This window comes from Candidatus Poribacteria bacterium, from assembly GCA_016866785.1.
GTDB lineage: Bacteria > Poribacteria > WGA-4E.
Window position 1 is genome coordinate 20,608 of sequence record VGLH01000014.1, and the last position, 24,058, is coordinate 44,665.

The 24,058-nt window shown below is 66.9% G+C and carries 7 protein-coding genes; 4 read left to right on the plus strand and 3 right to left on the minus strand.

Translation table 11 applies throughout. The features are described from left to right. Positions 1-66: 66 nt before the first annotated feature. The gene (locus FJZ36_03705) at positions 67-5,622 is read right to left on the minus strand and encodes a hypothetical protein (protein MBM3214004.1); all 5,556 of its coding nucleotides are present in this window, start codon (positions 5,620-5,622) and stop codon (positions 67-69) included. Then, positions 5,619-6,686 carry a hypothetical protein gene (locus FJZ36_03710; GenBank protein ID MBM3214005.1) on the minus strand — a complete coding sequence of 356 codons (1,068 nt, stop codon included), beginning with the start codon at positions 6,684-6,686 and terminating at the stop codon, positions 5,619-5,621. The genes FJZ36_03705 and FJZ36_03710 overlap by 4 nt, the downstream gene beginning before the upstream one ends. 346 nt (positions 6,687-7,032) lie before the next feature. On the opposite strand from FJZ36_03710, the gene nusB reads away from it, so the two are divergent. From nusB to FJZ36_03730, 4 genes are all read left to right on the plus strand, one after another. Further along, on the plus strand, positions 7,033-7,536 hold the full coding sequence (gene nusB, locus FJZ36_03715; GenBank protein ID MBM3214006.1) for a transcription antitermination factor NusB: 504 nt from the start codon (positions 7,033-7,035) through the stop codon (positions 7,534-7,536). Further along, on the plus strand, positions 7,407-9,449 hold the full coding sequence (locus FJZ36_03720; protein ID MBM3214007.1) for a hypothetical protein: 2,043 nt from the start codon (positions 7,407-7,409) through the stop codon (positions 9,447-9,449). Before nusB ends, FJZ36_03720 begins: the two co-directional genes overlap by 130 nt. A gap of 194 nt (positions 9,450-9,643) precedes the next feature. Beyond that, positions 9,644-22,051, plus strand: a complete 12,408-nt coding sequence (locus FJZ36_03725; protein MBM3214008.1) for a tandem-95 repeat protein — start codon at positions 9,644-9,646, stop codon at positions 22,049-22,051. 322 nt (positions 22,052-22,373) lie between these two features. Continuing rightward, the gene (locus FJZ36_03730; protein ID MBM3214009.1) at positions 22,374-23,717 is read left to right on the plus strand and encodes a hypothetical protein; all 1,344 of its coding nucleotides are present in this window, start codon (positions 22,374-22,376) and stop codon (positions 23,715-23,717) included. Between the two features lie 6 nt (positions 23,718-23,723). Here the strand turns inward: FJZ36_03730 and FJZ36_03735 are convergent, their stop codons facing one another. Further along, the gene (locus tag FJZ36_03735; GenBank protein ID MBM3214010.1) at positions 23,724-24,035 is read right to left on the minus strand and encodes a hypothetical protein; all 312 of its coding nucleotides are present in this window, start codon (positions 24,033-24,035) and stop codon (positions 23,724-23,726) included. Positions 24,036-24,058: the final 23 nt, after the last annotated feature.

The window sequence follows — 24,058 nt, forward strand, 5'->3', positions numbered from 1 at the left end:
GCCCATTGATGGGGGAAGATCGAGGAGGGATGCGTCGCCGCAGCGCTCGGGCGCATCCGTTGATACCTATGGTCTCAGACCCGCCCTGACCGACAGCCATTCGCACCGGCTCACTCGGTGACTTCGAGCTCCACAGGAGCCGCGACGGCGACCGCCTCCGGGTTGTAGTACGCGTACGCCTTCGATGCCCGGGTCTTCGCGCGGATTCGGATACTTCGCCCGGAGCTCGTACCGGAGCGTCAGCGGCTTCTTGGGTTCCAGCTCGTCGAAGTAGAGGGTCACCTGGCGCGGCGTCATCTGGAACTTCTGGATCGTCTTGGACGCCACGAGCGCCTCGAAGTCCGCTCCACTCGCCGAGAACCCCGGCGGAATCCCCAGATCGACGATGACCATCTTCGCCGCGCGAGGCGATTGGTTCTCCACGACGCACTCGGCGCGAACGACGTCGTTCTGCGCGAGCCGCGTCTTGTCGTAGGTGACGCCGATGCGCAGCGGCTGCTCGCCAACGCGGTCGCGTTCCCGCCACGGCTCGTAGAACCGCGTGACGATCTGGTAGAGCAGGCTGCCCTCGCCCTCGAACGTCAGCTTGACCGTGTGCTCGCCGGGATCGACCGCGCCGAAGTCCACCAACCGGACGACGTCGCTGTCCTCCGGCGTCACTTCGAGCCGCTGCGCCGACTTCCCGTCGATGGACACGGTCACTTCGCCGCGCGTCGCGCCGCCGCCTTCGCTCCCCATCAGGAGCGCCTTCAGGGCGAGGATGGTCGCCTGCGTCGTGTGCCACGTGCCGTTGGGGTCCTTGGCGCGGACTAGGTAGGTCAGCGACTTCTCGGTGAACGACGGGTCCTTGCCCCACTTGAGGAACGCCAACGTCGCGAGGCAAGTCGCTTCGAGGTTGGACGACTCATCGCGGGCGTAGGTCATCGTGGGAAGCTCGGACTTCCAGTGAACCGCGTCGCCGTCCACGACCGCGAGTTCCTTGAGCCGCGCCATAACCTCGCCGGTCGCTTTGCCAGCCGCGTCCGACGTGACCAACGCGTTGGCGATGAGCGCGAGCATGTACGGATCGCGCGCGTTCTGCCAGCGGCCGCGCAGATAGTCGATGCCCTTGCCGACGCGTTCGTCCTGCGTCTTCGCCTCGCCCAGTGCCCACAGGATGTAGGCGGTCGGAAGCAGTTCGTTGGACTGGATGCGCCCCCAGCTCTCGGCGTGGAGATACGACGCGTCCGGCTTCCACGACCCATCCTTGCCCTGCTTGCCGAGGAGCCACGCCGCGGTCCGCTGGATGACAGCGGCATCGACCTCGTGGACGCTCGCCATGTCGGCGAACTCCATGAGCCCGTAGGCGGTCAGGAGCTGGTTCGCCGGGGCGTTCCCGAACCACTCGAACCCGCCGCCGTCCACCTCGAACGACAGCAGACGCTGATACCCGAGGCTGATGTACCCCTCGGCTTTGAGCTGAACCTCCGGCGTGTTCTTGCCGGTCGTCCGGAGATACCGCAGCGCCAGGATGTTCGGGTAGGTCGCCGAAGACGTCTGCTCGAAGCACCCGAACGGCATCTGGAGGATCGCGTCGAGCCCTTCGACGACCTGGCTGAAGGCTCCCGGATAGAGCTTCACGAACACCTTGCTCGCGTCGGGAACCGCGTTTCGGGGAACCGTCACCGTCCGCTGGACGGTTCCCTTGAGCCGGTCGTTGACGGTATCGCGGACTTCGCGTCCGTCCGGCACGATATCCACCCGACGGCGCACGGCGTCGCCCATCCGAGTCCCGTAGCCGCGAACCGTCAGCGGCGCGCTTCCCGCCTTCTTGGCGATGATCTTGAAGTAGCGCACCGTCACCGCGCCAGACGCCAACGTCGCCCGCTGCTCCGACGCGCCGACGAGCTCGATGCCCTCGCCCGTCTCGAACTCGATCCTCAGGTCCTGGTTCGTATCGAGGTAGTTGTAGAGCGCGACCGGCACGCTCACCTCGTCGCCGACCGTCAGGCTCACCGGCAGGTCAATGTCGAGGAAGAAGTCCTGGAACACGCGGATGCCCGCCGTCGTGCTCCCCAGCAAGCCGTTAAGCGACGACGCCATGACGCTCGCCCGCCACGTCGTGATGGAGTCAGCAACGGGGAACCGCAGGACGGCGTCTCCCTTCTCGTCGGTGATGAGCGACGGCGTGACCAGCAGCGTTTCGGGGAAGAACTCGCGCAGCCGCGTCGGAGCGACCTCCGGCATGGGGGCTGCCGCAGGAGCTGCCATTGCGGCGACTTCCGCCATCTTCATCGCGTTCATCGCGCCCGCCCCGCCGACAGCCCTGCCGAACATGATGGCGCCGTCCGCCATCTCGAGCTGTTCTTCAATCATTGCGCCGCGTGCCAGCCCGAACCGCCTCGCACGACGTGGCATATCGCTCACATCGCGCGAACGCTCGATGAGGACGATGCCTTCCGCCACGTCGTTCTGTCCGAAGCGCCACGCGATCCGCTGCAAGTATTTGCCGTCCTCGAAACGCCAGTCCTCCTCGAAAGCGAGCGCCTCGATGTCGTCGAGCGTGCCTTCTCGTCCGTCGGGCCCCGGACTGGCCAGGACGTTGGACAGCCGCAGGCGGTTCCCCCACGGATCATCGGCGTCGGCGGAGTGGAGGAGCCGCGACTGAATCAGCGCCGCGATCAGGTCGCCATCCGTCGGCAGGTCCTTGTCGGCTTCGAGATATCGCTTCAGCGCGACGCGGATCTTCTCGGCAGGGCGCTCGAGCCGGCGAACGAGTTCCGCATGCCGCCGCTCGCGCTTGGCATCCGTCGATCGGACGGATAGGGTCGGCTCGCGCCGAAGCGTTTGCGCAGCGGCGAAGAGGACACGCGCCGCCTTCGCCCTTCGCTCCAGCGGTCGGGGCTGGGGCGTCACGATGAAGTCCGGCTCGAACCCGTGAATCTCGTAGCGGGGCTGCAGGAGTTCCTTCTCCAGCAGGAAGAAGACGCGCTCCAAGCCCGGCTGGTTCTCCTGACGCGCGAAGACGCTTTCGTCGACGATCGTGACGCCCAGCGCCGCGAGAACCGGGTGCCCCTCGCGATCCGAAACGTGGAACCGGACCTCGGCGTCCTCACCCGGCGCGTAGGTGTCCTTGCTGGGATGGACAGCGATGGACAGGTCATCTGCCTCCGAGGCGTAGACGACTCGCGTGTCGCGTCGGATGTTGCCGTCGGTTCCCACGACGTAGGCGTGGAGCTCCAGCATCCCGAAGTCGTCCGCTCCGAGCGGGAACGAGACGCGCGCCCGGTGCGCCTGGATCGGCGCGGACTTCGTGAGAACCGTCTGGCGCGACCGGATGACATCCACGTAGACATACCCTCCGTCCCGCGCGGACAGCACTTCGGCGGTGAGGACATCGCCCGCCTTGACGACCGACCGATCGGGACGCAGCAGCACCGTGTCGAACCCCCGCTCGTCCAGCGAGACGCTGACTTCCGCCTCGACTCCCTGCGGTGTCCGGGCGCGCGCCTCGACGAGCGAGTTCCCCGGCTGCGGCGTGATGTAGAAGGTCGTGATGCCGGCAGCATCGGAGGTCTCCGTCCACTCTTGGTTCCCCAACTTCAACGTCACGCTCGCCTGAACTGCCTCGCCGGAAGGACTCGTCGAGACGACGTAGACCTGGTTCTCGACGCCTGGGACGAGCTCGCCGCCTTCCGGCACGACGACTAGCGTGATGGGCGACGCGACGACGGGCCGCGTCACGGTGGACGTCTCGGCGTGCTCCGCGCCGTCTGTCACGGTGACCTCAAACTGGACAAAGCTCTTGCCGGCGTCCAACGGCGTGCCGACGAAGTAGTCCGGCAGCTCCAGCTCGAAGGCGTACCGACCCGTCTCGTCCGTCTTGCCCGTCAGCTTGGCGAAGGGCTCGAACCCGACGTCGAACTTCGCGGCGGATATCTCGACGGTTCCGCCCGCGACCGGCTTGCCGAAGAAGTAGTCCGCCTGCACGGAGCCACTCACGGTTGCGCCCGGCGAATAGTGCGGCTGGTCGAGTTCGACGGTCGTGCGGAACTTCGGGAGGACGTAGCGCTCGACGGTGACGGTCTTCTCCTGGGTCGTGGGCCCGTCCATCGCGCGGAGGGTGTATGGACCTGCGTTCAGCTCGTCGGCGAGGAGGAAGTCGGCGGCGGCAACGCCGAACCGGTTCCGCTCGGCGATCCGCTTGAATACCTTGTTGCCCTTGGCGTCCTCGATCTCGAACGTCAGCGTTCCGTCTGCGATGGGGCGCAGGTCGCTCTCGCGCAAACAGAGCGCGCGAAGATGGATCGTTTGCCCCGGCTGGTAGATGGGCTTGTCAGCGGTGAGCAGAATCTTCGCGCTCGACTCGATCCGGATCGTCCGCGTGATCGCGTCGTCGCCCAGCGGCGATTGGACATCGACCGCGAGTTCCACCGCGTCGGCGGACGCCTCGATTCGGTCGAACCGCACACTGACGGAACCGGCGGCGTCCGTCGTGCCTTCCGAGACGGCGAGCGTCTTGCCGTCGGCGGTCACGGCCGCCCGGACGACGGCTCCGGCGACGGGCATCGAGCTCCGCGCGTCGCGGGCGATGACCCGCACGCTCGCCGGGCTCCCACGGAGCCAACGATCCTGGCCGAGCAGTTCGGTGTCCAGACTGCCCAGCACTTCGGCGAGGTTCGTCCGGCGCGCCACGACCAGATCGTTCCCTTTGCCGCGCGCCTGAACCCAGTAGAGCGACGGATCGAACGGCAGACGGATCGGAGCTTCCAGCTCGACGCGCACATCCGACGCGCCAGCCTCCGGCATGACGGAGTTCGCCGCGAGGACGTCGTCCATGTCCATCAGGGCGAGGTAGAGGCTGGTCAGCCGCAGGTCGGCGGTCGCCACGGCGGTCAGCAGGACGCGGTCGCCGTCCCGGCGGGCGGAGATCGTGAACGCCGTCTCCTCCAACTGCTGCACCTGTGGGGAACCGAGCGCAGCGAGCAGGAGAACCGCCGTCAGGAGGTCGCGTTCGCCCTCCGATGTCGGCGAGGGGACGTCCTTCGCCTCGTCGCGCGTGGGGAGGAGGACGAGACGCGGTTTCGAATCGATCACGACGCCTTCGGTCCGGATTCCCTCGACGGCGGCGCGCAGGGCGTCAGGCAGCCGCGAGCCGTCCATCGGAGCCAGTTCCATCGGGGGCGTGGAGGCGAAGGCGTCGCGGGCCCAGTCGCGCATCCTCTCGGAGAACCGCTGGCTCCTGCCGGACACGACGACGAACCCGCCTGCCTCGATGTAGCGCCGGAGCGCGTTCCGCTGCGTCTCGGACGGTCGCGACCGCGCCGTGCCGGAGAGCATCAGGACGGGCACGCGGGCGGCGTCGAGCGTTTCGGGGGAGTCGTCTACGGCCTGGCTCACGTCGGCGGTCGAGACTTCGATGGACGTGACGGCTCGGATGCGCGCGGCGACCGGTTCAGCGGCCTTCTGGATGGAGCCGATACCCATCTCGGCGATGGCGAGCGAGCCGGTCAGCTCCTCGCGGTCTCCGTGGAGGATCGACTGCGGGGGAGACCATGCCCAATCGGCAGTCGCAGGGGCGGCGATGGTGGCGAGAAGCAGCAGGGGGAGCCATCGGTTCATCGTTCCGTCCTCTCCGGTCATTGCGTCGGTACGATCACGGCGTAGAGCTTTTCGGCGCGGCCGATGGGCTGCGCGATGCGGATGCGCAGGCTCTCGGGGGATGCCGCGCTGACGGTCTGTGCAGCGTTGGCGGCGGTTCTAGCGGCAGAGCCGGTGGCTGGGAGTCGGAAGAACCGCTCAGCGGATTCCGTGGCTTCGTCGGCATTCTCAGGCTTGTAGTTCGTCGCGAGCGTCCACTGGCCATCTGGCGAGCGTTTGAGCGTGACGCTGTAATGGATGCCGTCGTCGTCGAACTCGGCAGTTAGGTTGTCCACGACGGGCTTGACGACGTGGACATCGTCGCCCGCGACGATGCGGAGCTCGAACGGGTACGCTGCCGAGCGGTTCTGACGCGCCCGGGCGACTGGCGCGAGAGGGGCCGCCTCCGGCTCAGCCAGGCGAGCCCCGCCGCCTGCGCTGAACGAGGGAACGGTTCTGACGTCCCGCCCGGCTTCGATCTGCTCGTCCACTTGCGCAAGGGCAAACGCCTCCGCTTCCTCTCGCGCCGGCGGAGCCGCGCGGGTCGGTTCCGGGGCTGCCTTCGGCGCGGCGTTCGGAGCTTCCTTCGCCGCCGCTTGTGGAGCCCGCTGCAGAGCTTCATGGGGAACCGTTGCAGGAGCCATCTGGGGGGTGACGGACGGGGCAGTTGTCGCAGGCTCAGGCGCAGAACGCGTGACCTCCGGCGGCGCGCTGGCGACGAGTTCGGCAGCGGTCTTCGGCTGCGGGTTGCGCCATCCCCAGAAGCCGATTGCCAGGGCAGCGGCGGCGGGCAGACCGACCCAGACGATACGCGGCAGGAACCGCGTCCCGGTTCGCTCGGATTCGGCTCGGCGCATCACATCGGCAACGTACTGCTCGACGGGGTAGGAGTCGCGGGGCTCCGGTCCCGATTCCGCGAGGGAACGGAGCGTCTGGTAGACGTCGAGCAGGTAGCGGAGGTCGCCGTCGCGTTCCAGGTCTTGCTCGAAGCGGGCTCGCCCCTCGTCGGAGAGCGTGCCATCGACATATGCCGCCAGTCGGCGGAGCTTGCGTTCGCGTTGTGTCATTTGAGGCGTCCCTTCATCGAGCCAACGAACGGGGCATCAGAACGTTTGCGCGAACTCCTGAATCAGGGCTGTTTCATGAAGCCCCTCGGTCCCCGCACGGCGGGGTCCAGACGAACGTCCACTGCTCCGACGGGACACCAGCCGTCCATGGAGCCACCGTTTCCGCTCCGTCGCTCCCGCGAAGGCGGGCTCGCGGGAATGACCCGTTGGGTTGACCCGATTCGGGATCAGGCGGTCCGTTCATGAAACAGCCCTGCTCCTGAAAGCGCGGAGTTGCCGCGCTCTGTGGCGTTCGTGTATTGTCTACGGGGCGACAGACCGGTGGCGTGAGAGGCAGGCGGGTGTCATGGCAATCGGCAGTGAGATACCGCGCCTTCGCCCGCGTACATTGGCGCGCTACTTCGCGGCGACCGCCCTGTATCAGTTCGAACTGACGCGAGAGTACTCGCACGAGGCTCTCGAACGGTTTTGGCGGACGGAAGCGGCTCGCGAAGTCGACAGCCCGGTGCGGCGATTCGCCACGCAGTTGGTCGAGTTGGCATTGCTGCACCTTGACACGATCGACGGGCTTGTCGAACAGTACGCGCGGCAACGTGCGCTTCATCGTGTTCCGGCGTTGGACCTCGCGTTGCTGCGGTTGGGCAGCGCTGAGATGCTCTATCTATCGGATGTCCCGCCGGTGGTTACCATCAACGAGATCGTCGAACTGACGAAACTCCTATGCGCCGACGAGTCCGCCGCATTCCTCAACGCAGTCCTGGACAAGATCAAGAGCCATCGAGAGCAGATCGCGCCAGCGGAGAAGGCATTCAGTCAATGGGCAGAGACGCACGCGAACGGCGTTCAGTGACTAGAGGCTTTGTCGGGCACGCCTCGGCGGCGGCTTGCCTGCTCCTATGGCTATTGGCGCTGCCGCTGTTGGCGCATCAGGAGTCCGCTCTGGTACGCGAGTTCGGCGGCAAGGGGGCTGAGACCGGTCAGCTATCCGATCAGACGGCGTTCTACGCAGACGCCTCCGGGAACCTGTACGTCGTCGATGCGACCTACAAGCGGATCCAGCGCTTCGATGCCGATGGCGTTGCGACGTTGGCGATCGACAACACGACGCTCGGATCGACGATCCTTCAGAAGCCGACGGCGATCACCGCGACCGCCGACGGTTCCATCTACGTCGTGGACCTGGAATATCTGCCGATCACGAACGCTCCGGGCAGACCCGTGTTCTACTACGCGCACGCGGTGCGCCGGTTCGCCTCGGACGGGACGTATCAGGGCGTTCTGAACTACCTGGAGCTCGGCGAGAAGAGCCCGATGCCGGAGAGCGCGCTGCTCGCCGTCACATCCGAGGGTGAGCTTTCCGCGATCGTTCCCTACGGCGACACGAACCGGAAGGTGATCCTCGCGCCGACGCCGCGCGGAACCATCCTCGTCAACGACCGCGACACGATCTTCGAGGTGAAGCCGGACGGCGAAGTCGTCGGGTACTTCGGAGCGCGCGGCGGACGCGACGGCGAATCGCACGACAGCGCGTCGATGTCCGTGGACGCCCAGGGGAACATCTACGTCGCCGACACGAAGAACCATCGAATCGTCGTCTACGGTCCTGAGGGGGATTCCCTGCGCACGTTCGGAACGCATGGGACGCGGGACGGACAGTTGACGGAGCCGTTCCTGGTGAGCGTTCAGGCGGATGGGACGATCCTCGTGGGCGACCATGCGGTCTATGTCCGCTCGCACGCGACGGGGCTGCCTCTGCGCAAGGACGATCCATCGCCCGTCGTGCCGGAGAGCATGCTCCGCATGGAGGATCGCCTGAGCGACGAGCGGCTGACGACGACCCTGATCCGACGCGTCCAACGCTTTACGCCGGAGGGGAAGTACCTCGACCGCCAACTCGTGCGCTTCCCGGTCGAATCCTATGCGTCGTGGCACTACGATCTGTGCGCCATCGGAGGCGACGGACGGACGTACTGCGAGCACTCCCAGTCGCGCCGGATTCGCGTCTACGAAGCGTCGAGCGGGGTCGCCTGGTCGAACGTCCATCGAACGCTGAACGTCATCTACGACATGACGACGTTGCTGCAGGAAGTAGACAACCCGGACCTCGACGCGGTCCTGGGAACCGAGGCGGACTTCCGGGCGCGCGGCTTCTTGTTCCGCGACAAGACGCTGAGCCTCCTCGTGCTGCCAGGCACGGTGAGCGCGTCTGCGCAGGCGGACCTGCGGCTCGCCTACGACTGGAACGAGCGGGAACGGTTCGCGTTCGCGCCGGGGTTCTACAGCCTCCGGGCGCGGAGCGAGCAGTTCTATCAGGCTGAGGCGGGCTTGGACCCTGAGCGCTCCTTCCCGCAGGACGACCGCGACCACACGGTCTACGATCAGGCGCAGTTCGAACTGGTGTGGGATCGCACGCTGAATCAGGACCCCTACCGCATCCGTTCGATGAGCAGTTTCGCGAACTTCGGGTTCGGCAAGGTCACCACGATCAACTTTGCTGTCGCGCGCAAGACGGCGGACAAGCCCGGCTCCCAAGACAACCTCCGTCGATTCACGACAGTGCAGACCTTCCTCGATTGGGAGCTGGGCGTGCAGTACGACTTGGGCACACGCCTCTACGCGACGGCGTCTGTCCTTCGGGGCCCCGCGTACGCTGGATACAACGGATGGTGGACCTATGTGGACGAGACCGGCGCGTTGTTCGCTCAGGGCTTCAACTCGGGCCGTGAGACGCGGGTACAGCTTGTCGTCGAGGGGCTCTTCTAGCTCCGAGCGACCACCAGCCCGTCCGGACTGGCAGGAGCCCCATGCGTCTCCAGGCGTGCTCCTCATGCCGATTTCCGAGAGCCCTTGAACGTCGATCAAATCTTTTTCGTTAGCTAATCATCGTACCGCGTTCGACCAGGAATTGACCTGGAGCCTTTGGATCGGTCGCGCTGTCACACGGGAAGGGCGCGCACATGCTAGGCACGGCAGGCACGGCGGGAAAAGGATCGCTCGCGTTCCAGTGTGTGGTCGGGTTGATCGTCGTCGCATTCGGGCTGGCGCTGGCAAGCCCAGCGCTCGCGACGCCTGCCGTGGCAATCGTCGCGCCCTACAATGGTCAGCAACTCGTCGGCGTGACGAGCACAAATCTCGATGTCGCCATCACCGACCACACGACCGGCTGGAAGTACCAGCTCGCCGACATGACCGCGGCGGGCGACGTGGTGGCGTCGGGCTCCGTCCTGTCGGGAACGCGGACGACGTTGTCCGGGCTGGTCGCCGGGCGCTCGTACACGGCGACGGTGACGCTGAGGGATGGGGAAGGCTTGACGGTCCCCGGCATCAGCGCCGTGTCGATGTTCACCGTCGAGGCGGCGTCCAGCGGGTTCGTCCTGACGGGCAACTACGTGCAGGTCGGGATCAACAAAGACGGCTCCCTGATCGACGAGAACTCGCACATCAGCTTCCGCTATCAGCCGGCGGGAACAGGCGTCTTCACGTCGCGCCCTGACTACTTCTACCCCGGCTCGCCTTTGGAGGCGTACGCCGTCAAGGTGGATTCGACGACAACGCGCGCCGAGGGCCCGCTCAGCACGACGATTCCCGGCGTCCTGCGGAACACGAGCGCCGGAGCCCTTCGCCGCGCGGAGTACACGGCGACGATCGCCCCCGGCATCCTCATCCAGCAGACCATCTCGTTCGACGGGGGTTCCACCGCCGCTCGGTTCGACGTGTTCATTCGCAACATCGACCGAGTGCCGCACAACGTGCGCTACCTGCGGAACATGGACCCCGATCAAGGGGTGACCTACGGGTCCAGCTTCAGCACGTACAACGATATTGTCGCGGTTCCGCAAGGCAAGCTCGTGACCGCCGGAACGACGTCCTGGGGCTGGTTCGGACTGGGCGCGACGGGACTGGGTGATGCGGTCGCCTTCGAAGTCGCCAGCTACCAAGTCGATGTCGAATCCTCCGGACTGTTCACGTACGACCCGGATCATGTGCTAACCGCTCCGAACGACCCGAATGGGACGCTGAGCGACGTCGGGATCAACATCGCGTTCGACCTGGGAACGCTGCTCCCCGGTCAGGGCAAGTCCTTCACGTTCTACATGATCGGCGGCAACAGCAAGGACGAAGTCGTCACGACGTTCGACGCGCTGGGAACCGTCGTCTACGCGCCGATCACGCTGGGCGGGCTTGGGATGAACACGAGCGCGCTCACGCACCTCGCCCAGGAGGCGGTGCATGCGGCGGTCGCCGCGGCGCCCCTTTCGGAGACGGACCGTTCGCTGCTGGCGTCGGCGCTGGAGAGCCATCTGCTCGTGCCGGTGATTCCCGGTTATCCTGCGGCTCCGGCGATCTATCCGTCCTATGGAAATGAGGTCGTTCGGGACAACTTTGGGAACCCCCTGACGATTCAGCGGGGCGACTTCACGACGGACCTGAGCTTCCGCGCAGGGGGAGTGGGCAGAGTTCTCGGTGCGCCGAAGCTGGGACTGGTCGCCGGAACCGGGGCGGATATCGCGTCGGTGAAGTTCGAGCTCTCGACGCCGACGGCGACTCATATCGGCGTCAGCGCGTCGGAGGTCACGGCTACGGCGCCGGCTTCCTATAGGTTCGTCTTCGACGAGGACGCGGCGCTGGAGTTCTTGGGTCATTGGCCCGGCACGGTCCTTCCCGACGGAACGTTCGATGCCGACCTGGTGACCGCGTACTACGCTCAAGTGGCTTCGCCTCCGGCGGACGCTCGGACGCTCACGTATTCGTCGGTTCCCCTGAGTTACACCGGCAGCGGCGGCGTCTGGGCGGCGGAAGAGCCCGTCGCGCTCATGCCGGGGATGCACACGGTCTACTACTTCGTCGCCCATCTGAAGGCTCCCATCTCGACGCCGACAGGTCCCGTCTCCACGTGGGCGCTGCCCGATCCCTACAACATGCAGTGGGTGAACCGGGGCGCGATGGAGAACCTGACGGCTGCCGTAGCGCGCTACGGCTTGGGGCTGGACGACGGCGACGTGGACCCGCTGGATGCGCGGCGTTTCGCGTCCATCGTGGCGCACAGCCTGGTGAAGAGCGGAAACGTCGCGTTGGCATCGATGTTCGCGTTGCCGCCGACGGGTACTACGCGGACTTGGTCGGGCGAGTTCCCGCTGACCTCGCTGCTCGGGCTGTCCGAGGGAGTCCACATGGTGCGGGCGCTGGGCTTCAACGTTGACGGCAAGCTCATCGCGCGCTCGACCGACATCCCACTGGTGATGGATCGGGCGTACTGGCGCACGGTGAACCTGTCGACGATCAGCGAGTCGCTCATCGGATTTGGCGCTAAGCCGACGCAGGCGCTGTCGGGTGTCACCGTCGACGACAAGAGCGCGGTGGTCGCCGGAGCGACGGTCGTCGTGCATGAAGGCGGTCTGACGGGCCCCGTGGTCGACACGGTGATCTCCGGCGCGGAGGGCGGGTTCACGATCGAGCTGGAAGTGGGCGAATACACAATCGTGGCGTCTGCGCCGCTCCATGCCGCCGCCGTGGCGGTTGTTCCCATCGTCGCGGGCACGTCTCCGGCGACACTGCGGCTGGTCCTGTCGACGAATCTCCCTCCGACCATCGGGACGATTGCGCCTGTAACCACTCGTCGGAACCGTCCCGTGACGGTTCCACTCCCCATCTCGGACGCTGAGAGCGATCCGATCAACGTCACCGCCGAGCCGGGGTCCGGACTGAGTGTACGGATTTCCGAGACGACGACGGGATTCTACGCGACGGTAACGCCCTCCGTCGGCTTTCTCGGCGAGACGTCGTTCACCGTGGTTGCGAGCGACGCGAAGGGCTCCAGTTCGCGCAGCGTTCCGGTGACCGTGCTGGAGAATCGGCTGCCAATACTGGAACCGATCGCCAACCTGATCCTCGATGAAGGACATGGGGCGGTCGTTCCGTTGCACGCTGCCGATCCGGACGGGGAACCCGTGACGTTAAGCGCGCGGAGCTCGGACCCCCGTGTCAAGGCGGTACCGGAGTTCTCGGCGACAGACGGTCACCAACTGGTCATCATCCCAGACTCGACCTTCAACACGCTGGAAACGGGTCCGGTCGAGATCGTCGTGAGCGCCACGGACTTCGTCGATGGAGGCATTTTGCCGTTCTTCGCGGTCGGTGGACACGTGGTCAGCGAAGGCGCGCTGCCCTCCACAGCGGAGGTGGATGTCACGGTCCTCGGTATGGGAACCGTCGTCACGGCTCCCATCGTCGATGGAGCGTTCGCCGCGACGTTCGGCGGTTCCTTGGGTGTGCCGGTCGGAGCGCTCATCCTCATCGAGGTCTTTGAAGACGCCGCTTCGACGACGCCCATCGGCACGGTGGTCCGCCAGATGACACCGGCGGACGCGGACGCGGCGAGTCTAATTACCGAAGCGATCGTCGGGCGCTTCGATCCGGTTCCGGAGCTAGCGTCGACGACGACGTTCCACGTCACGATCAAGCCGCGGGAGGTAGCGCCCGTCGCCACCCCCGCCGAATTCACGATCAACGAGGACGAGACGCTGGAGCTCGTGCTGGAGGCGTCCGATCTGAACGCCGAGGACGTCCTGACGTTTCGTATCGTCATCCCGCCGGCTCACGGAACGCTGACCGGCGTAGGCGCGTCGCTCGTCTACACGTCGGAGAAGGACTACTACGGCGACGATGCCTTCACGTTCGTCGCCAACGACGGGACGTTCGACAGCGAACCGGCGCTGGTCAAGATCGTTATCCGCCCGGTGAACGACCGTCCGTTCTTCCTTCCGGTCGCGGAGCGTCCCATCGAGCTGCTGTCGCTCACGGTTCAGGAGGGACAGCGGCTCATCGGCGTGCCGATCCCCGTCGAAGACGTGGACGACGAGGAGCTCATCTTCCTGCTCACGTCGATACCGACAAGCGGGAATAACGTCACCTTCAACCACGAGCTCGAATCGTTCAACTACGACGCGCGGCTGGGCTTCACGGGTCTGGACGTGTTCACGATCGCCGCATCGGACGGCGAGTTGGATACCGACCCGCTGGTGCCGTTCGAGATCGCCATCAAAGTGACCGTCGATCCGACGCGCCCCGTAGCAGCGGCGGTTCCGCCGGTCACGACGCCGCGCGCGAAGCCGGTTGATATCACGCTTGCGGCGACTCCGGTGGGCGTTCCCGTGACGTTCGTCGTCAAGAAGACGCCTGCGAACGGAACCGTCGCCATCAAGGGGAACGTCGCGACCTACACGCCGAAGCGCGACTTCGTCGGCGAGGACTCGTTTGACTTCGTTGCGGCGAACGGACCGCTGGAATCGGCTGCGGTCACGGCGAAGATCACCGTGACGCCCGCCGACGATCCGACCGTCCTGAACCCGGCGGCGACCTTGCCGCGCGACCAGCGCATCTCGAACACCAGCGATCCCGTGGTCACCGAACTCGGCGGACCGACGCCGTTGTTCATCGACCCCGATTCCGACGTCGTCCTGAACGTCGCATCGTCGGACTCGAAGATCGTGGCGGCGGCTCTGGATGGGACGCGGCTAGCCATCACGCCCGGTAAACCCGGCGTCGCCACGATCACCATCGGTGCCAAGACCGCGACGGCGACCGTCACGTTCAACGTCGAGGTCGTCGCGGGGGCCATCCGCAACACGCCGCCCACCGTGGCGCGCATCCCGGCGCAGACCTTCTTCGCCGGAACGCCTAACGTCTTCTCCATCTCCGCGACCGACCGCGACGGGGACAAGCTCGTCTACGGCGCTGGCAAGATCACCGAAACCACGACACCCGCGAAGGGCGACGAACCGCTCTCGGTGAACGTCGAAGCCGCGACGGGCAAAGTGACGATGAACGTGTCCGCGCAGGTCTCGCGCGACCGCCGGTTCAGCGTCATCCTCACCGCCTCCGACGGCGTCAACGAGCCGGTGACTGCCGAAGTCGCCGTGCGCGTCCAGCGATTGAATCGCCTACCGGTCGTCGTCGTCGCCGAGACCGCCGCCGCCAAGGTGGGCGAAGCGGTCGCCATCGCCGTGCGCGCGACGGACCCCGACGCCGGCTCGACGCTCACGTTCAGCGTCTCGTCGTCGGAGCGCGATCCGTCCGTTCTCAGCGCGATCCGCGACTTCCTGACAGCGACCGCCGCTAAGGACGGAGACGCGTTCATCCAGACGCTGCGGTTCACGCCTGCGGCGCGGCTCGACGGAACCCTCGTCGCCTTCCGCTGGACGGTCTCCGATGGCGAGCTCGCCACCGGCGCGACGACGAACGTCACCGTCGGCGAGGTGAAGAACCTGCCGCCCGTGGTGGAAGCCATCGCCGCGCAGAACGTCAAGGAAGGCGAGACCTGGTCGTTTGCCGTCACCGCGAGCGACCCGGAGAAGCAGCCGCTGTCCTTCACCGCCGAGGGGCTTCCCAAACCGGCGAGTCTGGACTCAAAGACCGGCGCGTTCCTCTGGAAGGACATCCCATACGACGCGTCGGGTTCGTTCGTGATTCGCCTCAACGTGAGCGACGGTGATAAGGTGACGTCCGTCGGGTTTACCCTGGTCGTCGCCGATGTGAACCGTCCGCCGGTCTTCGACGACCTGAAGGCGGCGATCACGATGCAGAAGGGCGTCGTCAACCGTCTTTCCGTGTCCGGCAGCGATCCCGACGGCGGCGACGTGGTTCTGGAGCTCGTCGGGCTCCCGTCCTACGCGCGCGTCGTCTCGACGCGGTCGGGACGCAGTCCACGGCAGAGCCTGGAGCTCCTGCCTCCGACCGATGCGGAGAACTTCTCGTTCATCGCGCGCCTGACCGACTCCGCGCGCGCCGTGACGGAAGTCACCGTCGCCGTGACGCTCACCGACGCTCCCAACCGCGCGCCGACGATCCGCCCGATCCTTCCCGTCGCGGTGGACGAGGGCGTGCAAGCCGTCGTCACCGTCGTCGCCGAGGACCCGGACGGCGATCCGCTGACGCTCACAGCGACGCCGCTGCCGGAGGGCGCGACGTTCGAGAAGGGCACCCTGACCTGGACGCCGGGTCCCAGAACCGCCGCCAAGTCGCCGTACCTCATCACGATCAAAGCCGACGACGGCAAGGACGGCATCATGGAGCGCACGGCGCGCATCGACGTCCGTGTCGGTGCGAACCTGCCTCCGCGTCTCGCCGCGATTCCGCCGCAGAGGGTTCTCGAAGGCGCCGAGCTCGCTCTGAACCTCCTCGAAGGAGCCGTCGATCCCAACGGCGACCCGATGACGGTCACCTACGAGACGACGTTCCCTGCGGATCGACTCAGCTACGACAGCGCCAAGAGCATCCTCACGCTCCGTCCCGTCGCCGGCGACGCTGGCGTCTATCCGGTGCGTCTGCGCGTGTCCGACGGCAGGGGCGGCGAGACCGCTCGCGCGGTCGTGGTCATGGTGCTCCCGGCGGAGGGAGCCGGCGCGGGAACGTTCGCGATTCTCGCCGCCGTAGCTGACCCGACGGTCGGCACGTCCGCCGACACCTACTTCGTCAGCGCGATCGTCCAGCACGCCGAGGGCGCGCCGCCGACTTCCGTGACCGTCGTCGTCAGCGGCACGGGCGACGGCGCGAAGCAGACGGTCGAGATGACCAAAGCCGCCGACGTGAGCCCCACGCTCTCGCGCTACTCGGCGGATCTCCGTCTGCCGGTCGGGAACTTCACGCTCGAAGTCACCGCAGCGCTGGGCGAGGCGACGCAGACGCGGTCGGGCGGAACCATCCAGGTTCTCCCAGAGACGATCGAGATTCGGAACCTGCGGGTGACGGGTCTCTCCGCGGACGGCGTGCTGAACGGCGATGCCATCATCGAGTACGATCTGTTCAACCCGAACCCCGGCGAGCCGGTCGGCGTCGTCGTGGGATACCGGATTCCCGGGCAGGCCTGGCAGCCCGCGACCGTCCGAGGTTCCATGACGGCGCAACTTCCCGGTCCCCAGGTGCTGATTTGGTCGTCGGAGACGGACCTGCCGCTGGCGGACGGTCAGGCGGTCGCCATCGCCGTCCAGGCGCCGGGGGCGCTGCGAACCATCTCGGCGTCGTTCCTGGTGGACAACGAGGCTCCGCCGCTGACGCTGGACCCGATCGCCTCGCCTTCGTCGGTGAGGGCGCTGACGATCACCGGCGTTACCGAGCGGGATGCGGTCGTGTCGTTCCGGATCGACGGAAGGGACGCGGGCGGAGCCACTCCGCGCGGCGACGGCAGCTTCCGGTTCGTGACCGCAGAGCTGACCGATGGCGACCATGAGATCGTCGCGGTCGCCCGCGAAGGCGCTCTGGAAGGGACGCCGGTCACGGCGCGCGTCCTCGTCGACGCGACGCCGCCGGTAGTCACCATCGTGACGCCGCCGGAAGGAGCGCGCGAAGTCGCGACGCTGACGCCGATGTTGCGTGCGACGGCGACATCGTCGGGCGGCATCAGCCGCGTCGAGATGCGCCTGAACGGCGTTCCCGTGTCGGCGACGTTCGACGGCACGACGGGCGAAGCCACCTACACGCCGACGGAACCACTCGTCCAGCGACGTCCGTACCTGATGACGGTCGAGGCGACGGGCAGCAACGGACTCGTCGGAACCGGCGCTCGGCTCTTCACGCCGAATGTGACGGCGGCGGATACGGTCGCCCCCACTGCCGGAACGCTGGAACCCGCGAACGGCTCCACTGTCGTGACGAGCCGTCCGGCGATCAGCGCGACGCTCTCCGACGCGGAGACGGGCATCGATGCCGCGTCCATCGCTCTCACGATCGACGATGCGCCAGCCGTTGTGAACGTCTCGCCGCTGGACGAACGGAGCGTTCTCGTTACGGTCACGGGCGAGTTGACGCTTGCCGACGGCGTCCACAAGGTCGCCGCGACGTTCAAGGACAAGGCGACCAACAGCGGCTCCGCGTCCTGGTCGTTCACGGTAGCGACGGCTCCGCCTGCGGTTCCTACGGTCGTGTTGGCGTCCACGTCGACGAACACGTCGCCGTACACCGTCACCGGAACGGCGGGCGCGGACATCGACGTATCCGTCGTGGCGAACGGGACGATCCGCGGGACGACGAAGACGGATGCCAAGGGCAAGTGGAACCTCGCCGTGACGTTCCGCACGCCGGGAGAGAAGCTCGTCCAGGCGTTCGCGACGAACGCGGCGGGTCTCTCGTCGGCGCTGTCGTCGCCGCAGGCGCTCCTCTATGACACGCAGGCTCCGCGCATCGTCTTGGCGACGCCGGTACTCGGCACGCCCACCGGCAACCTGAAACCCCGATTCGAGGGAGCGGTCACGGACGCCCTGAGCGGCGTCGATGCCGCCTCGGTGAAGCTGGAGATCGCAGGCGCTGCCGTGACGGCGACGTTCGACGCCGCTCTCGGCAGGCTCGTCTACGATCCGCCGACGGCGTTCGCCACCGGCACGTCAGTCTCCATCAAGATCACGGCGACGGACAAGGCGGGGAACAGCGGCGAGCTCGCGGGAACCATCCCATTCGACGCGCGTCTCGCCGACTCGACACCGCCCGCCATCACGTCCGCGCGGATCAACGGAACTGCCCTCGTCGCCGGGGGCAGCGTGACGGTCGCTGGCGGCCCCTCGACGATCCGGTTCTTCGTGACCGACGAGAACTCCGGCGTCGCGAGCGTGACCGGCACGCTGGACGGCTCCGATGCGACGTTCGCCCTCGCCGACGGCGTCGCGACGCTCTCGCAGACCTTCGCCGCCGGGAGCCATACGCTGCTCGTCCAGGCGACAGACGCGGCGAGAAACCAGACGCCGATCGTCCAGTACGACTTCGTCGTGGACGATTCGACGCCCGCGCCGACGGTGCGCGTCATCCCCGGCGGGGGCGAATCGCGGACGACGGGCAGCGCGCGCGCGGCTGAAGAGGCGATCGTCGGGACGGGGCTGGAGCGCGGCGCGGCGGTGAGAGTGCTCCTCAACGGTCTCCCCGTCGAGGCGCGGGTCACCGGCACGACGTTCCGCAGCAGCGCCGTCGTCCTGAATGAGGGCGACAACACGATCGTCGTGACGGTTCAGGATGGGGTGGGGAACACGGCGACGACGACGCTGACGGTTCGACGCGACGCGACGCCGCCGACGGTGACGTTCTTGGAACCCGTTCCCGGCGCGTTCGTCGGCGGCAATCAGACGCGCCTGCGCGTCGGGTTCGCCGACGCCAGCGGGATCGACCCGTCGAGCGTCCGCGTGACGTTGGACGGCGCGCTCCTGGCAGTTACCGCCGAGGGAACCGGCTTCACGCACTCGCTGGCGGGACCGCTCGCCGGGTCGGACACGCTGCTTCCGGCGCGGCACGACCTTGTCGTGACGGTGTCCGATACGTCTGGGAACCAGGCGACAGCGTCGAACCGGTTCTACGTCGATGCCTCTGCGCCGCTGGTCGAGGGCTTGAGCCCGCGTCCCGACGAAGTCATCCGCAACACCGAGCCGACGATCTCCGCGACGATCCTGGAAGCGAACCCGGATCCGAGAGGGCTCGTGGTGCGCTTCGGACCGTCGGGCGGGACGCTCGAAGACGTTACGGCGAGCGTGACGTACAGCGTCGTGTCGGGTCAGGTGACCTACGCGCCGCTGGCGCTGACGAACAGGACGAGCTACACGGTCAGCATCGACGCGAAGGACGCCGCCGGGAACGCCGCGCCGACGACCACGTGGACGTTCACCGTGGACACGTCGGCGACGGACCGCACGCCGCCGACGATCACGATCACGTTCCCGAGGCCCGATTCGTCCATCAGCGACACCGGGTTGGACAGCCTGAACTTCTCGATTGGCGACGGCTCGCCGCTGGATCCGAGGAACATCTTCCTGTTCCTGAACGATCCGACGGGCGGCAGGCCGCTGTCGCTGGCGGGACTGATCAGCACCGGCAGCGCAGCGTTCAACCGCGAGACGGGTGAAGTCCAGTTGATGGGCCGCCGGCTCTTCCTGCCGCTGCAGACGACGCGCGGCGGGTTCAGCCTCGATCCGCTGGAGCTGTCGGCGCTCGAACGCTCTCTGGGCGGCGGCGGCGCATCGTTCGATCCGTTGGAGCTGAACGCCCTCGAGCGGTCGCTGGGAAGCGGGACGACGGGATCGTTCGACCCGTTGGAGCTGAACGCGCTCGAGCGCTCCCTGACATCGACGACGGGCGCGCTGGGCGTCGGCACGAACACGATCGGGATCCAGGTCGCAGACGACTCGGGGAACGTGTCGTTCGTCGAGTGGCCCTTCACCGTGTCGCTCCAAGCGCCGGCGGCTCCGACGTTCGACGCCCTGCCCAGCCCGACGAACCAGGGAACCATCTCCGTCAAGGGACGCATTCCCGATATCACGGGGCCGCTTCCGATGACGGTGTCTCTGTCGGTGAACGGCGTTGGCGCGGGGTCCGCGCAGGTGACGGATGCCTCCGGCGTGTATGAGGTGAAGAACGTCATCCTCCGCGCTGGGACGAACCGGCTCACGGCGACGGCGCAGGACAGCGCCGGCAACCTGAGTCAGGTATCCAACGTGGCGAGCATCGTCCTCGACCAGACGCTGCCGACGATCACCGTGGACCCGATCGCGTCGGTGTCGGCGAGCGCATCGCTCCGCGTGAAGGGCAGCATCACGGACAACGTGACGAACGCGCTGAAGTCGGCGGCGGTCGTCGTCAACGGCGTCGAGACGGCGCTTTCGACGGTTCAGGGGGCGTTCGACCGGTCGGTGACGCTGCGCGACGGCGCGAACACGGTCGTCGTCAAGGCGTCCGATGCAGCGGGGAACGCGACGTCCAGCGCGACGATCAACGTGACGCTCTCCGGCGCGGCTCCGAAGTCGGCTCCGTCGCTTCCGTTCGTCCGTCCGACGGCGGATAGCAGAGGCGTGCGGCTCGACTGGAGCGCCGATCCGAACGCGGCGTCTTACGCGGTCTTCCGGTCGCCCAACGCCATCGCCAACGCGAGCGGCCTGACGCCGCTGGCTCCGTCCGTCGCGGCCGTGTCCTACACGGACACGACGATCACGGCGGGTAGCACGGTTCACTACGGGCTCGTCTCGGTGAACGTCGCCGGGGTGAGCGATCCGACCGTCGTCTCGCCCGATCTGAACGTCGCGCTCATCAAGGGCACGGGCGGAACCGCGAGCCTGTCGGATGGCACGCGGCTGGTCGTCCCGAGCCGGGGGTTGTTCAGCAACATCCTGCTCGCCGGGACGGTGCAGCTTACCCAGCCGTCAGGTCTGCCGGCGCTGGCAGGAGCCGTCGCCGGGTCGGCGCGGGGCGTCGTTGTGCGCAACGCCGCCGGCGAGCTCATCGAGTCGTTCAACCAGCCCGCGACGCTGACGCTGCCGGTTCCGACCGGCATGTCGATTACGGCGGACTCGCCGCGTGTCCATCAGCTCGTCGGCGGAACGTGGCGTCAGCTCGACGCTCGCGCGAGCGAGACGACGCGGACGGTGACGCTGTCGGTCTCCGGTTCGGCGACGTTCCAGTTCAGCGCTGTCTCGGCGACGCCGTGGGACGCCAACGGCGACGGCACGGTGGACATTATCGACCTGGTGAGCGTGGCTCGCCGGTTCGGTGAATCTGGAGCCGGGCTCGCCGAAGATGTGACGGGCGACGGCGTTGTCGATATCGCGGACCTGGTGACGGTTGGACGGCACTTCGGCGAATCGACGCGCTCAGCAGCGCCGTCGCTCGCCGCGTCGTCCGACGGGCCCGTGCGCGTCTCGATGCGCGTCGCGGCGCTGGGCGACGAGCGCTACGAGGTTCGTCTGAGCGCCGAATCGTCGGTGGCGCTGGGCGGGTTCCAGTTCCGTGCCGAATCGTCCGATACGCGTGTGAGCATCGAGGAGGTGGAGGATTCCGCCATCTTCGGCGAGCGGGCGTTCTGGACGCCCGCGCGGGTGACGGCGACCGATGCGCTTGTCGCGTCGGCGCGTCTCGACCTGAACGACGGGAGCGTGTCCGACGAGCCGACATCCGGCGCGATGGCTCGGATCGTCCTGCGGGCGCACGGCGGGCTGAGCGCGTCTCAGGTGGCGGCGATGGTGCGTCTGCGCGACGTTCGGTTCGCCGACACGCGCGGCGCGGTCGTGGGCTATCGCCTCGGCGAGCCGTTGATCTCCGGACGCGACGGGATTCGGACGGCGCTACTGGCGAACTATCCCAACCCCTTCAACCCGGAGACGTGGATACCGTTCTCGCTGGCTGACGAAAGCGCGGTGACGATCCGCATCTACGACGCGCAGGGCGCGTTGGTCAAGACGCTCGATCTGGGCGCTCTGCCGGCGGGCGACTATGCCGAACGCGGTCGCGCGGCTCGTTGGGATGGCGCGAACGAGCTCGGGGAACGCGTCGCGAGCGGGGTCTACTTCTACGAGCTCCGCGCCGGCTCCTTCCGCGAGACGCGTCGGATGGTGATTCACAAGTAGGCGTGGTCAGATGGCGTAGGGGCGACGCGATGAGTCGCCCATCACACAACGCGGGTGACTCGACGAGTCGCCCCTACAACCCATGGTCTTGGCGCGGATGTGCGCGATGTAGGGGCGGTTCTTTGAACCGTCCCTACGGCATGCTGGTGGCTGTGTGAGGGATGGAATGGCTCCCTCGCCCGCAAGGGAAGAAGGACCCGGAAGGTTCCTCGTCACATCGTGAGAGACGCGGGAAGCCGATTGTTTGCGTCAGGGAAGCGTGGCACAATGGCAGGAAACAGGCGGTGCGCTTCTCTGTTTCTGTCTGTAAGGGGTGCATTCCATGCTCGGCACCATCCCGCGCCTTGTCGTCGAGGTCTTCGAGCATCCGGGCTTCGGCGGGCAGTCGACTACGATCATCGATCCGATTCGCTCGATGGCGGATGTCGGGTTCCAGGACCGAGTCCGGGCGGCGAAGGTCTACAAGGGGCCCGGATTTGCCTCGGGACCCAGCTACAAGGCTCTCCTCTACGAATCGCCCAACTTCACCGGACGCAAGCTGGCGCTGACGCCGGGGTTCTACCCGACGCTCGCGGACGTGTCGTTCGACTTCGCGGGTACGGTGAGTTCCATCGGGTTCGGTCCCGATGTGCGACCATCGGGTCCCGATTGGGGAACCATCCCGCTCATTATCGAGATCTTCCGAGAGCCTCGGTTCCAAGGCGAGAAGGTGACGATCCTGCGAGACATCGCCTTCACACAGACGGTGGGGATGCAGGACAGCATCCAGTCGTTCCGCATCATCAAGGGTCCCAACTTCCCACCGGGCGGCTGCAAGGTCATCTTTTACGAGCACATCGACTTCCAGGGATCCGCGTTTCCGATGCAGATATACCCGCGCGATTCCGTCATCGAGGTTCCCGATATGAACCTCTTATCGGAGAAGTTCACGTCGAAGATCTCGTCCATACGGATCGAGGGGTGGACGCAGTCGTCGGAGTTCCCGGTGATGGTGTTCCGCGACGAGTTCAGCGAAGCGCGGATGAATCCGGCTTGGCGGTGGGAGGATCCGCGCGGGTTCGGGCAGTGGTCGGCGAACCAGGGCTACCTCCAGATGAACGTGTCGTCGGGAGTCGATCTGTGGCACGGGCTGAATTTCGACGCGCCGAGGCTGGTGCAGAACCTCTCCGGCGACTTCTCGATCACGACGCGCATGCCCGTGACACCCCAGCTTCGCGAGCATGGCGGACTGCTGGTGTGGCGGCATCGCGGGGCGTTCGTGCGGCTTGAGAAGACGTCGGGTCCGCATGCCTTTGCGGGCGATGTGCGGTTCGAGCGGCACTACCCGGGCGGATACCAGCTCGTCGGCAGGGGAGCCGGGCTGATCAACGTCAAGCAGCTCTACCTGCGGCTGGAGCGTCGCGGGAACACGTTCTCCGGCTTTGCCAGCGAGGACGGCATCCACTGGCTATCGTGCGGCAGCACGGTATCGCCGATGCTCGATCCGGTGCAGGTCGGGGTTCACGCGCTCTGTCCGGGGAGCATCCCTCCGACCGTCACGCGGTTCGATTACTTCGCGATCCATCGGCGTCGGCGCGACGCGACGCTCTACCGCGAGCGCGAGATCACGGCTCCGACCACGTCGCGGGTGCAGATGATGACGGCGGTTCGCGGGGTCGTGCGGTAGGGAGGTCTAGCGGCGTTGGAGCTCGTCGGCGAGCTCGGCGCTGAGCTCGGCGCTGAGCTCGCGCGCCTGCTTCAGGCAGCGGCGGGCGGCTTCCTCCGGCGGGACGTGCCTGGCGAACTTGACGAAGTCCGCCGCGTCGAGGAGCGTCCGCAGGCGGTCGAGCGACTGGGGGGACAGCTCTCGCGCCAGGACGTTCAGCGTTACGCGGGTGGTTCGTCTGGGCGCGGGTATCTGCGCCAGGCGGGCGATGTACTCGCGGACGATATCGGCGACGCGGGCGACGTAACGGCGGAGTCCTTCCGCGTCACCGACCTCCATCCTTTCCATCTCGGCGAACCGAG

Coding starts and splice junctions, on each gene's coding strand:
- FJZ36_03705 (MBM3214004.1), bottom strand. CDS start 5,622: ATGACCGGAGAGGACGGAACGATGAACCGATGGCTCCCCCTGCTGCTT.
- FJZ36_03720 (MBM3214007.1), top strand. CDS start 7,407: ATGCGCCGACGAGTCCGCCGCATTCCTCAACGCAGTCCTGGACAAGAT.
- FJZ36_03735 (MBM3214010.1), bottom strand. CDS start 24,035: ATGGAGGTCGGTGACGCGGAAGGACTCCGCCGTTACGTCGCCCGCGTC.
- FJZ36_03710 (MBM3214005.1), bottom strand. CDS start 6,686: ATGACACAACGCGAACGCAAGCTCCGCCGACTGGCGGCATATGTCGAT.
- nusB (MBM3214006.1), top strand. CDS start 7,033: ATGGCAATCGGCAGTGAGATACCGCGCCTTCGCCCGCGTACATTGGCG.
- FJZ36_03730 (MBM3214009.1), top strand. CDS start 22,374: ATGCTCGGCACCATCCCGCGCCTTGTCGTCGAGGTCTTCGAGCATCCG.
- FJZ36_03725 (MBM3214008.1), top strand. CDS start 9,644: ATGCTAGGCACGGCAGGCACGGCGGGAAAAGGATCGCTCGCGTTCCAG.